Source organism: Dermatophilus congolensis, from assembly GCF_900447215.1.
Lineage (GTDB): Bacteria > Actinomycetota > Actinomycetes > Actinomycetales > Dermatophilaceae > Dermatophilus > Dermatophilus congolensis_A.
Genome location: NZ_UFYA01000001.1, coordinates 1,996,700 through 2,009,734, shown reverse-complemented (window position 1 = coordinate 2,009,734; position 13,035 = coordinate 1,996,700). Strand labels below are relative to the sequence as shown.

Annotated in this window: 13 protein-coding genes; 8 read left to right on the top strand and 5 right to left on the bottom strand. The window is 58.3% G+C overall.

Annotated features, from left to right (window positions below; translation table 11 throughout):
- Nucleotides 1–22 precede the first annotated feature (22 nt).
- Entirely contained in the window at nt 23–604 is a 582-nt protein-coding gene (locus DXZ77_RS08825) for a hypothetical protein (RefSeq protein ID WP_115031462.1), read from the bottom strand.
- 27 nt (nt 605–631) lie between these two features.
- Between DXZ77_RS08825 and DXZ77_RS08820 the strand changes: the two genes are divergently transcribed.
- The 8 genes from DXZ77_RS08820 (at nt 632) to DXZ77_RS08785 (ending at nt 10,177) form a co-directional block, all read left to right on the top strand.
- Nucleotides 632–1,018 carry a DUF2249 domain-containing protein gene (locus tag DXZ77_RS08820; protein ID WP_147279248.1) on the top strand — a complete coding sequence of 129 codons (387 nt, stop codon included), beginning with the start codon at nt 632–634 and terminating at the stop codon, nt 1,016–1,018.
- 164 nt (nt 1,019–1,182) lie between these two features.
- Nucleotides 1,183–2,133, top strand: coding sequence for a hypothetical protein (locus DXZ77_RS08815; protein WP_258553237.1), 951 nt, complete (start codon nt 1,183–1,185; stop codon nt 2,131–2,133).
- 43 nt (nt 2,134–2,176) lie between these two features.
- Nucleotides 2,177–3,565: a M18 family aminopeptidase gene (locus DXZ77_RS08810; RefSeq protein ID WP_115031458.1), complete on the top strand. Its 1,389-nt coding sequence runs from the start codon at nt 2,177–2,179 to the stop codon at nt 3,563–3,565.
- A gap of 250 nt (nt 3,566–3,815) precedes the next feature.
- Nucleotides 3,816–6,503, top strand: coding sequence for a pyruvate, phosphate dikinase (ppdK, locus tag DXZ77_RS08805; RefSeq protein ID WP_115031456.1), 2,688 nt, complete (start codon nt 3,816–3,818; stop codon nt 6,501–6,503).
- Nucleotides 6,504–6,688: 185 nt separating this feature from the next.
- Entirely contained in the window at nt 6,689–7,678 is a 990-nt protein-coding gene (locus DXZ77_RS08800) for an ABC transporter ATP-binding protein (RefSeq protein ID WP_258553236.1), read from the top strand.
- Nucleotides 7,675–8,565, top strand: a complete 891-nt coding sequence (locus DXZ77_RS08795) for a hypothetical protein (RefSeq protein ID WP_147279247.1) — start codon at nt 7,675–7,677, stop codon at nt 8,563–8,565. The genes DXZ77_RS08800 and DXZ77_RS08795 overlap by 4 nt, the downstream gene beginning before the upstream one ends.
- Nucleotides 8,562–9,476 (top strand): ABC transporter ATP-binding protein, encoded by a 915-nt coding sequence (locus DXZ77_RS08790; protein WP_115031452.1) that lies wholly within the window; start codon nt 8,562–8,564, stop codon nt 9,474–9,476. The genes DXZ77_RS08795 and DXZ77_RS08790 overlap by 4 nt, the downstream gene beginning before the upstream one ends.
- Nucleotides 9,473–10,177 (top strand): ABC transporter permease, encoded by a 705-nt coding sequence (locus DXZ77_RS08785; RefSeq protein WP_115031451.1) that lies wholly within the window; start codon nt 9,473–9,475, stop codon nt 10,175–10,177. The genes DXZ77_RS08790 and DXZ77_RS08785 overlap by 4 nt, the downstream gene beginning before the upstream one ends.
- Before the next feature lie 90 nt (nt 10,178–10,267).
- Here DXZ77_RS08785 and DXZ77_RS08780 read toward each other — a convergent pair whose 3' ends face one another.
- Genes DXZ77_RS08780 through DXZ77_RS12065 form a run of 4 tightly spaced genes read right to left on the bottom strand, consistent with a single transcriptional unit; the run spans nt 10,268 to nt 12,855 of the window.
- Entirely contained in the window at nt 10,268–10,627 is a 360-nt protein-coding gene (locus DXZ77_RS08780) for a hypothetical protein (RefSeq protein ID WP_115031449.1), read from the bottom strand.
- The gene (locus DXZ77_RS08775) at nt 10,627–11,619 is read right to left on the bottom strand and encodes an NAD(P)H-quinone oxidoreductase (protein WP_115031447.1); all 993 of its coding nucleotides are present in this window, start codon (nt 11,617–11,619) and stop codon (nt 10,627–10,629) included. The genes DXZ77_RS08780 and DXZ77_RS08775 overlap by 1 nt, the downstream gene beginning before the upstream one ends.
- Nucleotides 11,620–11,668: 49 nt before the next feature.
- A complete protein-coding gene (gene mobA / locus DXZ77_RS12070) occupies nt 11,669–12,277 on the bottom strand; it encodes a molybdenum cofactor guanylyltransferase (RefSeq protein WP_258553322.1) in 609 nt (202 codons plus the stop codon).
- A gap of 20 nt (nt 12,278–12,297) precedes the next feature.
- Complete coding sequence (locus DXZ77_RS12065; protein WP_181816087.1) at nt 12,298–12,855, bottom strand: hypothetical protein; 558 nt, start codon at nt 12,853–12,855, stop codon at nt 12,298–12,300.
- Nucleotides 12,856–13,035: the final 180 nt, after the last annotated feature.

Below are 13,035 nucleotides of genomic sequence, written 5' to 3'. Positions count from 1 at the left end.
TCGGTGAATCGTTTTGTTGTGTCTAGTTTTTCATCATGTCGTGGTGGGGTTGTGTGTGTTTGGTGGGTTGAGGGTGATTTGGCAGGGGCGACCAGTCATGCCGGGCCGGGTGGGAAGGTTGCGGACGGCTTCTGCCGAGTTGGGGTGTAGCGGGAGGGGCAGTTCGGAGACCCACTTGATACTGCTGGAGCGCTGCGTAGAAGGTCCCGTTGAGCCGCGCAGCTTGCTCTTGGAGGTTGTTCAGGCTGAGCTCTATTCCCCTGGGCCGCGTGAATCCGTCTCGTCGGCGGTGGCCACGAGAACGCGCTGCGCCTGCGCACTGTATGCCTGAAATTGCATGACTGATGATGACCGGAAGCAGCGTCATCACCACCACTTGGCCCAGGAGCAGGCAGTCGATGAAGAGGAAGACGGCGTTGCGGTCGGGGGGATCACCTGTGGTGTCGGGCCGGATCGGAGCTGGCTCGAACACCTTGAATAGTGCACCGGCAAAGGACAACACCATCGGAATGAGGACGCCGCGCAGAAGGATGGATGTGAGACCGTTTTTAGCGACCAGGGTGCTCATCCAGGAGGGTTGGTTGAGATGTGGTGTTTTGGTCATTAGGTGGTTGGTGGGTGTGGTTGGGCGGTGGTGGTGGGTGATGATGGGCGCGTCAGGTTCGGGGCGAGTGTCTCGGGCATCGTGATGTTGTGTCGTGGTGAGGATGTGGTTGTGGTGTCTTCGGAGCAGTCTGTTGGCGGGTGTGGTGGGGCGTGTGCGTGTGGTTCGGGTGGGTGTGGTGAGGGCGGCCGGGTTCCGGAGTTGGATGCGCGTCCTATTGATGCGGCGATTCGGCAGGCAGCGATTTTGGGTGTGGTGATGGGGTTGGCGTTGGGGGCGAAGGTAGCGGTGGTGACTGATGAGCGTCCTGAGTTGATTTTGATGTTGATCGAGCAGCAGGTGCCGGGGCAGTACGAGATTGAGTCGGTGGACTCTGATGGGCAGTGTCGGACGGTTTTTGCGCGGATTGTGTGAGCGTGTCGGCTAGTGGCGTATGGGGGCGTGTTCCGATGCGTGCGTCTAGTTAGGCGGCCTAGAGTGGGTTTTATTGTCCCGTCGGGGGTATTGCCTTATTTGGTTGTGAGTGGTGGCGATCTCTGGCGGGCGTTTGCCTATGTCGGTCGATCAGCGAGGTTGTTATGCAGTTTCCCCGGATGCGACGAGTAGGAGTTGCTGGTGTAGCGGCAGCGTTGTTGGTGATAGCTGCGTGTTCTGGTGCTGGTGATGCGGCTATATCTGGTAAGTCGGGTGGGAATGATGCGGCGCAGGCTGCTGATGGTGGGAAGAAGAAAGAGTTACCGATGGGTGGGACAAAGTTGTTCCCGGATTATCGGATTGTGGGTTTTGCTGGGTCGGAGGGGACTGGCCCAGTGTTGGGGAAGTTGGGTGTGGGGAATATGGATGACCGCATGAAAGAGGTTGTCGATATTGCGAAGAGTTATCAGAAGAACGTGAAAAAAGTTCTTCCGGTGGGTGAGTTTATTGCGACGATTGTGCACGGTAAGCCCGGGGAAGATGGCATGTATCGAGGGCGCGCGTCGGAGCAGCAGGTGCAGAAGCATTTGGATGCTGTGCGGAAGGTGAATGGCATTCTTTTGTTGGCTATTCAGCCGGGCCGTTCGGATTTTGTGACGGAAACTAAATATTACGAAAAGTTTTTGAAGGAACCTGATGTCGGGGTGGCTTTAGACCCGGAATGGCGGATGGGCCCTGGGGAAATCCCGATGAAAACTTTTGGCCATGTGAGCGGTCAGGAATTGGATGATACGGCCGCTTATCTTGAGAAACTGGTGAAAGATAACAATCTTCCGGAAAAGGTGATGCTGTATCACCAGTTGCGTGCGGATATTGTGCGCGAAACTGGGCCAATGAAGCCTCGTGATGGTGTCGTGCAAATGGTTTCGGTTGACGGTATTGGTTCTCCGGATATGAAGATCGCGACATGGAATTCCATCATGCGTATGAAGCCCAAGCATGTGTATCCGGGGTTCAAGTTGTTTTACCAAGAAGACGCTACGTTCGGGCCAATCATGAAGCCGGAGGCGGTTTTGGGACTGACTCCCTCACCGTTCTACGTCCTGTACGAATGATGTCGTACAGAGTTTGACGTTCTAAAAGAGTGAGGTTGTGGCTGTGACGGTCTCGAAAGATGCTGCTTCGGCAGCGGTGGCGCTGGGCCAGTTCGTGGATGGGGCTCCGACGCCTTACCACGCTGTGGATTCGGCGCTGGGGCTGCTGCGTGATGCAGGGTTCGTTGAGGTCATTGAGGGGCAGCGCTGGCCTTCGAAACCAGGCCGGTATGTGATGACGCGCGGTGGGTCACTGGTGGCCTGGTCAACCGAGCACCTGTCAGATAGCGGCGCAGTCCAGCAGTGGCCTGCGCAAGCATCGTTCTCGGTAGTGGGCGCGCACACGGACTCACCAAACCTACGGCTAAAACCGAAGGCTGATTACCGTTCAGCGGGGTGGGACATGCTGGGCGTGGAGGTGTATGGCGGGCCGTTGTTGACCACGTGGCTCGATCGAGATTTGGGATTAGCTGGCCGGGTGGCGGTGCGTGATGCGTCTGTGCCGGGCGGCTATGCGGTGCGTTTGTTCCGCTGTGATGAACCGTTGCTGCGGGTGGCTAATTTGGCGATCCACCTTGACCGTTCCTCTGGGGCTGGTGGTGCGGAGCTGAATCGTCAGAGCCATCTGGCTCCTTTGTGGGGCTTCTCAGGTGGGATGTCGTTTCCACGATGGGTATCCGAGCAGGTGGATTGCATCCCGGAAGATGTGTTGTCGTTTGAGGCAATGGCTTATGACCTGCTCCCAGCTTCGCTGCTGGGGCATTCGCGTGAGCTGCTGGCTTCACCGCGTTTGGATAACTTGTGCACGACATTCGCCGCGACAGAAGCGATGAAGCAGGCAGTGCTGACCCCTAGTGAGGAAGGACCTGCGCGGGTGGCTGGGTCAGGGCAGGGGCCCCGGATACCGGTGTTGGTGCTGTTCGACCACGAGGAGATTGGCTCGGAGACCTCATCGGGTGCGCGCTCGCAGTTGTTGGCCAGTGTGCTGGAACGGATTGTTTTGTCTTGTGGTGGTGATCGGGCCGATGTGCTGGCTTCGTTTTCTAGTGGTTTGCATGTGTCGGGGGATATGGCGCATGCGATCCACCCGAATTACGCAGATCGTTCTGAGCCACACAACTACCCGGTGACTGGTGGTGGTCCGGTCCTGAAGGTGAACGCGCAAGGGCGGTACGCCACCGATACGGGGGGCGCGGCTGCGTTCGGTGTGGCGTGTGAGCGCGGCGGGATTACGCCGCAGGTGTATGTGCACCGCACGGATTTGCCGTGCGGGTCAACGGTGGGGCCGGCCAGTGCAGCGAACCTGGGGATGACCACTGTTGATGTAGGTGCAGCGATGCTGTCGATGCATTCAGTGCGTGAGGTGATGGCTGCGCGTGATGTGGAGCCATATACACGTGCGTTGGCGGCGGTTTTAGGGGCTGAGGTGAGCGCCCCGGGTCTGGTGGCCTGAGGGATTTTCGATCTGTTTGTGGGTCGCAATGACCACAGATGTGTTCGTTCTGTGGTCATTGCGATTCTTATCTGGTTTTGAGAAATCAATGCTGTGGGACCGTTCGGCCTGCAAACATACGTGACACGTCCTCGGAACGAGTCTTTTCGCAAAATTTGTGACAAGTTGTGCGCAAGAGATGCGATGGCCCCACGCCTCGCCGGGGGCGAGGTTGTGTACCGCTACGACGAAGTTCCGGGAGACGATTTTCATGCCGAAGTACGTGTACGCCTTGTCCGAAGGGAACAAGGACGCCAAGGACCTCCTTGGTGGCAAGGGAGCCAACCTTGCCGAGATGTACAACATGGGTCTGCCTGTCCCGCCGAGCTTCACCATCACCACCGAGGCGTGCAAGGCATACCTGGCTCATGGTTCCGAGCCAGTGGAGTTGTCCGAACAGATCGACGAGCATCTTTGCGCTATCGAGTCCGAGATGGGTAAGAAGCTCGGCGACCCTGAGGACCCCTTGCTGGTGTCTGTGCGATCCGGTGCGAAGTTCTCGATGCCGGGAATGATGGAGACCGTCCTCAACGTGGGGTTGAACGACTCCTCCGTGTTGGGATTGGCGAAGGTATCCGGCAACGAACGATTCGCCTGGGATTCCTACCGGCGCCTGCTGCAGATGTTCGGTAAGACTGTTCTTGACCTCGATGGTGAGCTATTCGAAGACGTCCTCGATCGAGAAAAAGACGCTAAGGGCACCAAGAACGACCTCGACCTCGATGCACAAGATTTCAAACGCATCGTCGAGGAGTTTAAAAAGATCATCGCGGATCAGACTGGCTCGCCGTTCCCGCAAGAACCAAAAGAACAGCTGCTTGAAGCGATGCGGGCTGTGTTCCGTTCTTGGAACTCTCCACGCGCTGTGTTGTACCGCCGCCGTGAGCGCATCCCCGGTGACCTGGGCACCGCAGTAAATGTGTGCTCCATGGTGTTCGGAAACATGGGGGAGACTTCTGGTACTGGTGTGGCATTCACCCGAGACCCCGCCTCGGGACACCAAGGTGTTTACGGTGACTACCTCGTCAATGCTCAGGGTGAGGATGTCGTAGCCGGTATCCGCAACACCATGTGCCTGGCTGACATGGAAAAGGTGGACAAAAAGTCCTACGACGAGCTGATGGACATCATGGCCAAGCTCGAAAACCACTACAAAGACTTGTGTGACATCGAGTTCACGGTCGAAAAGGGCAAGCTGTGGATGCTGCAGACCCGAGTGGGTAAGCGCACCGCGGCAGCAGCGTTCAAAGTTGCAGTCCAGCTAGTCGATGAGGGTCTCATCGAGCGAGGCGATGCGCTGCAACGCGTCAACGGTGAACAACTGGTGCAGCTGATGTTCCCCCGATTCGATGAAAACGCACCCCGCACCAAGGTCGGCAAAGGCATGGCCGCCTCGCCGGGCGCAGCAGTGGGTGGGTTGGTGTTCTCTTCCGAGCGCGCAGCTGAGCTGGCTGACGCAGGCAAGAATGTGATCTTGGCTCGCCGGGAAACTAACCCCGACGACCTGGTCGGCATGATCGCTGCCCGGGGTATTTTGACCAGCCGGGGCGGAAAAACCTCGCACGCGGCTGTCGTGGCGCGCGGTATGGGCAAGACCTGCGTTTGTGGCGCCGAAGAGCTGAAGATTGATGTCAACGCGGGCACGCTGACCCTGCCAGATGGCACCATCCTTCGTGAAGGCGACGTGGTTTCGATCGACGGCACCACCGGTGACGTTTTCGTCGGTGAAGTCCCAGTCGTAGATCCGCCAGTGGTGAAGTACTTCGAAGGCCAGCTCTCCGAGGAAGAAATCGCCGCAGACGAGCTCGTGCACGCCGTGGACTACATCATGGGCATCGCTGACGCTCGGCGCCGGATGAAGGTACGCGCCAACGCTGACACCGGCGAAGACGCTGCCCGCGCCCGCCGGTTCGGTGCACAAGGTATCGGCCTGTGCCGCACCGAGCACATGTTCCTCGGTGACCGCCGCCCGCTAGTAGAGAAACTCATCGTCGCCGAAACAGACGACGAGCGAGAAAGCGCCCTTGCTGCCCTGGCGCCACTACAAAAGGGTGACTTTTTGGAAATCCTCGAAGCGATGGATGGCTACGAGGTCACCGTCCGTTTGCTTGACCCGCCGCTGCACGAGTTCCTCCCAGCCCAGGCAGAACTCATCGCACAGCGCGCTATCGCCAAGGTCAAGGGATATGACCTTGAAGAAGACCAGAAAAAGATCATGGCTGCCGTGGAACGAATGCACGAGCAGAACCCAATGCTTGGTCTGCGTGGTGTCCGGTTGGGGATTGTCATCCCAGGCTTGTTTGAGATGCAGGCACGCGCGATTCTCGAAGCCACAGCTGAGCTGCGTAAAGCGGGCAAAGATCCACGCCCAGAGATCATGATTCCGCTGGTCTCTGCGGTGCAAGAGCTTGAAATCATGAAGGAAGCGATTCAGCAGGTCGCCGCAGATGTCAGCGAAGAGACCGGGATTGACCTAACTAAGACCCCGATCGGCACGATGATCGAGTTGCCGCGTGCAGCAATGACTGCCGGAGAAATCGGCCAATGCGCCGAATTCTTCTCCTTCGGAACGAATGACCTCACCCAGACCACGTGGGGATTCTCCCGAGATGATGTCGAAGGCACCTTCTTCAAGAACTACCTCGAGCGCGGAATCTTCGGTGTCTCCCCCTTCGAAACCCTGGACCAGCAAGGCGTTGGCGCATTGGTGAAGCTCGCAGCTGACACTGGCCGCGCTGCGAACCCAGACCTACACCTAGGTGTCTGTGGTGAGCACGGCGGCGATCCGGAGTCGGTGCACTTCTTCCACAAGATCGGTTTGGACTACGTCTCTTGTTCCCCATTCCGGGTACCGGTTTCTCGACTCGAAGCTGGCCGGGCAGCATGGCGCGGTTGGTGATCACTAAGCCAGACCAGCCGTAATACCGGCTAAGGACAGAACAGACAGTGGATGAACACGGCAGATCGCTGCGTTCATCCACTGCCTGTTCTGCGTCAATACCCATGACCACCAGCTCTATGCGAACCAGACACAATCTCGGCATGAGGTAGCTATCCGTTAGCCCCTTCCCTAACGTGGGCCCAGTGAGTACCAACCCTCAACAAGACACTGCACACAGCAGACATAGCCCCCACCCCACCGCCACATCCACACCAACCCCGGTCGTCACCACCACGGGCATCACGATGGACTTCGGCAGAGTGATCGCCCTGGACCACGTAGACCTCGCCATCCCCGCTGGCGTCACCGGTCTCGTCGGAGCCAACGGCGCCGGAAAATCCACCCTCATCAAAATCCTGCTCGGACTGCTGCGCCCCACCAGCGGAACCGCCGCTGTTCTTGGCCTGGACACCGCCACCGACAGCGCCCAGATCCGCCGCACAGTCGGGTACATGCCCGAACACGACTGTCTACCACCTGACGTCAGCGCTAGCTCCTTCGTCGTCCACATGGGCATCATGTCGGGCCTACCCAAAGCCACAGCACGTGAACGCGCCGCCGACATCTTGCGCCACGTCGGCCTTGCTGAAGAGCGATACCGCCCCATGGGCAACTACTCCACCGGCATGAAACAACGCGTCAAACTCGCTCAAGCCCTTGTCCATGACCCGAAGCTGGTGTTCCTCGACGAACCTACCAACGGCCTTGATCCCGCCGGACGCACCGACATGCTCCGCCTCATCCGCCGCATCGGTACCGAATTCGGCATCTCCGTCATCGTCACCAGTCACCTTCTAGGCGAACTCGAACGAGTCAGCGACCATGCAGTCATCCTCGACGGCGGCACCTTGTTGAAGGCATCATCCACCGCCGACTTCACCCAAGCTACCGGAGCCCTACTGATCGAAGTGCTCGGCGGAACCACTGAACGCGACCAAATGGGCGAAGCTCTGGCCGCAGCTGGCCTCACCGCCTACCCCGAAGGCCGATGCGTGCGCATCAACGACGCAGCTACCGACTTCAGCACCCACGATCTCGTCCGCGACACCGCAGACCAGCTTGGCCTGGGCCTGGTGCGCATCGACAACGACCAACGCCACCTACAGGACATCTTCGAGGAGAAGCCCGCATGAGCAACACTTCACCTTCGGCGGGAGTGATCCACGACCTCGGCTACCGCCATTACGACGGACCCCGCCACACCGATGCGGCTATCGCTCGTGCTCTTTTCTTCAACGGGCTCGGTGGCGCCTACGGAATCGGCCGCACTGGCCGCGCAAAATGGATCCCTTTCGTCTTGCTCATCATGTACATCCTCCCGGCGTTCATCACGGTTGGTGTTCTCAGTTTCGGCTTGCTCAACGAACTACCCACCAAGCTCTACAACTACCCATCCGGTAGCGCCATCCTGCCCAGCATCTTTGTCGCAACCCAGGCACCCACCATTTTTGGACGCGACCTGCGGCACCGCTCCATCGTTCTGTACATGGCCAGGCCTTTGTCAGCGCGTATCTACGCCCTTACACGCTGGGCATCCATGACCGGGGCTGTTTTCTTGTTCCTGCTGGCACCTCTTGTTCTGTTGTTCCTCGGGGGCTTGCTAGCTAATCTCAACGCCGCTGAACTGACCCGACAGGTAGCCCCTGCATTAGGTGTGTGTTTCCTCATCTCCCTGGGCACCAGCAGCATCGCCGGGATTATTAGTAGCTGGACCCTGCGTCCTGGCCTATCCATCGTCTTTTCTCTTGCCGTGTTCATGCTAGGCAACGGAATCGTCGCCATGCTTCAAGCGATTCTTCAGGTCACGGGCAAAGCAAGCATGGCCGCTGAGATGCTCGGCATCTTCTCTCCGTACGCAGCCGCTAACGGCGCCATCCACGCATTCGAACCCACCACCGCCATGATCCTTGCCCCCAGCAGCGCTGCTGTACACGCTCTCTACTGGGTCGTGTGCATCATCGGACCTGCTCTGGGCGTCTGGCTCATCGGAAACCGCATCACCCGAGGAGGAAACAGATGAGCACCATCGAGTTACGAGACGTATCCCGTTGGTATGGCCATGCCGTGGCAGTCAACGACGTCACCCTCACTTTCGCCCCTGGTGTCACCGGGCTTCTAGGCCCCAACGGCGCCGGAAAAACCACACTCATCGGCATGATCAGTGGATTCCTTCAACCCTCATCCGGAACGGTCACTGTCGCTGGTAAGCCTGCCTGGAGGAACACTGACCTTTACCGCCACATCGGCTTAGTACCTGAACGCGAATTGTCCTTCGGGTACCTCACCGGCAGAGCTTTCGTTCGCGCTTGTGCGGACCTGCATGGCCTAACTGATCCCGGTGCAGCAACCGAACGCGTTCTGGCTACGGTGGATCTCACTGATGCAGCCGACCGTAAAATCGGCACCTATTCCAAAGGGATGCGTCAACGCATCAAACTCGCTGCCGGGCTCGTCCACGATCCTGAAATCATTCTGCTTGATGAGCCTTTTAACGGCGTTGACCCCCGCCAGCGCGCACAACTTATGCGTCTTTTACGCGAGCGGGGAGCAGAAGGCCGCACTGTTGTGTTCAGCTCGCACATCCTCGAAGAAGTAGAGGCGCTGGCCCGTCATATCGAAGTCATGGTTGCGGGGCGTCACGCCGCTTCTGGAGATTTCGGAGCGATCCGGCGTCTGATGACCGACCGGCCCGTTCACTACTACATCACCAGCAGTGATGATCGAGCATTGGCGTCGGCGCTCATTGGCCGTCCCAGTGTTGTTGGTGTTGCGATTGCCCCCGAGGGCGGTCTGGACGTACGTGTCTGTGATCTGGGTGCTTTCGCTGCAGGTTTGCCGGGCTGGGCGCGTGAACTAGGTATTACTTTGCGTCAACTCACGCCCACTGATGAGTCTCTTGAATCCGTCTTCTCCTACTTGGTGGCCTCATGAATCGCACAATTATTCGGCTTGCGGCCGCGTCTATCGTCGGTCAGAAACGTATCTGGGCTTTGGTGGCTTTTCCGCTGGTGTTGTTCGCTATTGCCGGGATTATTCGCCTTGTGGGCAGCGGTGACACGAGCCTTTCCTTGCTGTCGAATATCGCGTATCCGTTGATGTTGCCTTTGGTTGCGTTGCTTGCCGCGAACTCCACGATTGGTCCGGAGGTGGAAGACGGCTCGGTTGTCTACTTGCTGTCTAAGCCGGTGAACCGGCATGGCGTGGTGGTGAGCAAGTTTTTTGTCGCGTGGATAGTCACGATGATTGTCGGTGTGCTGCCGCTGCCATTGGCGGCCATCACGCTCAGCTTGGACTTTAAAGACATTGCGGTGGGTTGGGCCGTTGCAGGTGTGCTGGCGGGCACCGCTTACACTGCACTGTTCATTGCCGCGTCTGCGTATACACGGCATGCAGTAAGTGCAGGTGTGCTCTACGTGCTGATGTGGGAAGGCACTCTTGGTGGTTTCTTGCAGGGAGTCAGCTGGGTATCTATTCGTAAGTGGGGTGAGCGGGTCGGGTCGCATTTTGATGGTGCTATTACCGAGCCGAACATTTCCATGGCCTATGTGATCGGTGCTGCGATTGTCGTGGTCGTAGTGGGATTGTGGTTCGCCGGTGACCGGTTGCGTTCTTTCACTTTGAAAGGTGAGTGAGTCTGACTGCGCTCATGTGCTGATGCCTATGTAGTGGTGCCCTCTCCCGATCGGGAGAGGGCACCACTACATAGGCGGGGGAGTGGGTGTTTATCTGCTGCACTTCACTGAAGGGTTGGCGTGCTGGAAACCATCTGCTTTGAAGTCCGTAACCATGGAGGGGCTCACCTCTACACCGTGCAGGTCTACAACTACGTAGACGCGCGGATCGTCTTCTCGCATGTCTGTGATCCGGTGTTCAAGGGCGACGACGGGAACCGCGCGAGGAAAATATTTCGCTACGTGCTCGCCGAATGCGCGACATTCAAGAAACTCACCGACACGAGGTGCCACAACTGAGAAAAGCCCTGACCGCATGAACACAGCATCGACTGTTTCCACCGGTTCTTTTTCTGTTTTTGAACCGCTGTCACGGGGTAAGACCCGCACCACCAAGCGGATCCGGTTCATCACTGCACCTCCAATACAACCTTGCCGATGTGACTGGACTCTTCGAGAACTCGGTGTGCAGCGGGTGCCTGAGCTAGCGGGAAAGTCGCGTGTAGGACAGGTTTTATGTGTCCGGTTTCCACCAACGGGACCACGTTCTCTCGCACCTGGCGCACGATGTCAGATTTGCCTTCTACAGATCGTGATCGCAGTGATGTGGCCGCTAGAGTGCCCCGCTTATTCAGTAGTTTCCCCAGATCGAGCTCGCCTTTGCGGCCGCCGAGCAGACCAATCGTGACGATGCGCCCATCTGTGGCTAGTACATCTACGTTGCGTTTGAGATATTTCGCTCCGATGACATCGAGGATTACTTCAGCGCCATGGGAGTTGGTCGCTTTCTTTACTTCTTCTACGAAGTCCTGCTCGCGATAGTTGATGAGGATGTCTGCGCCCAGCTGCGCACAGGCTTCAAGTTTGGCTTCAGATCCTGCTGTCACTGCCACCTTCGCACCTTTGGCTTTAGCGATCTGGATGCCTGTGGTGCCGATACCGCTGGAACCGCCGTGTAATAGAACTGTTTCGCCTTTGACGAGATGGGCGGTCATGAAAAGGTTTGACCATACTGTTGCCGCGGTTTCGATGAAGCCGGCAGCTTCGGTGAGTGATAGGTTGCTCGGTCGGGGTATGAGTTGTCCGATGGGCACTGCCACTTGCTCTGCGTACCCACCGCCGGAGAGTAGTGCTACCACCTCCTCACCGATGTGGTATCCGCTGGAATCTGGGTCGACCCCTTCACCAAAAGCCGCTATGCGACCGGCGACTTCTAGTCCGGGAATGTCGGTGATGCCCGTTGGGGGCGGGTAGTACCCCAGGCGTTGCATGACGTCGGCACGGTTCACGCCTGCGGCCACGACGTCGATGAGTACTTCTCCAGGGCCAGCGGTGGGGGGTTCTACATCGTTGAGGACGAGAGCGTCCGCGTCGCCGAATTCGGGAATCGTGACGGCCTTCATGGAATCACCCTAGCGATGCGGCCGCTGCTGGCACAGGGCGGGGCGAAGGTTAATTGGTGCGTGTCCGGTTGATGTGCTGTTGTGCCAGGTCAAGGTCTTCTGGGGTGTCGACATCCAATGCTGCTGAGATGTGCTCAAGGGGCAGTGGCACAGTCTTGACGTGTAGATCTTTCAAAGCGCGATAGACGCCTTGGTTGCGGGTGTCACCGCGAACAGCATGGGCGAGGGTATGCACGCGGTAGGCAGCTAAAAGAAGTGCAGGTCTTGCAGAGGGATCGCTGTTGTCAGAGCTTGCAGCGACTGCGTGTGTGGATGCGGCTGCGGCTTCGAGTGCTTTGAGCAGGTGGGGGACTGCGCGCCCAGCGAAAGGTTGGTCACCGGCAATGACAGCGAGTATGCCTGCATCGTACTCAGGGGTGGCTGCCATATTCGTGAGCTGGTTAAGTCCAGCGCGGATACCGTCTAGCGGGCCACCTCCGGGTGGGGTTTCACGTGTCCAGGTCACGCCATCACGCAGCAGTGGGCGTGGGGGGCCTACACATACCACGGGACCTGATGGGAGCCCAAGGAGCGCGGAGTCCAGGAGCGTGGCTGTCCCAAAAGGCAGTGCTGTTTTGTCGGGAACACACATACGGGTAGATGTGCCACCGCACAGCACGATTGTGCCGAGGTAGGTGCTCACGGGTTTTTCTGGATGGTCAGGTCGGAGTTGTCGATTTCGTTGACCAGGGCGACGATGCGTTTCCAGTTGGTGCGCATTGCTGAGGCGAAGCCGATGAGGGCGCAGAGGATGAAGATCGGGGGGACAAAGATCCACAGGATGACGTGTGCTTTGAGGAGGGCAGCGACAAGTATGCCCAGGAAGATGGCCCAGAGCAGGTTTGAGTAAATCAGGCCGATGGGGCCGAAGAAGAGTCCCAGTGCTGCGGCGATGACGGGGTTTTTCATTTTGAGTTTGGAGGTGTCTACGCCCAGTTCTGCACTGGCGGCTTGGTAGGCGCTGGAGGCTCCTGGTGGGTTGAAGAAGCCGCGTGAGAAGGGATTGTTGCTCAGTGGTTCGGACTTGATGTAGCGGGGGCCTTCGCTGGAGGTTGGGCCTCCCGAGGGGGCCTGGCTGCTGGTATTGCTCTCTGAGATGACTTCGCCGCAGAGCACTTCTTCTGATGCAGCTGAACGTGGGTTGTTGGGGTTGCTGAATGGGTTGTTGGGGGTGGACATCGGGGCCTTTCGATACATCACGGGCATGTGAGAGAGGGGGCGTGCGTGTAGGGGCGGTTGTGGCGCCTTTACGCGGGTGCCTCATTCATTAGGACAGCATCGGGGGCCTGTGTTGTTCCGGTTGTGTTGCTGGGAATCGTCTGTGAATGGTTTTTCGTCAGTGATGGGGATGCGGGAGTAGTCGAAAAGCCCTGTGAA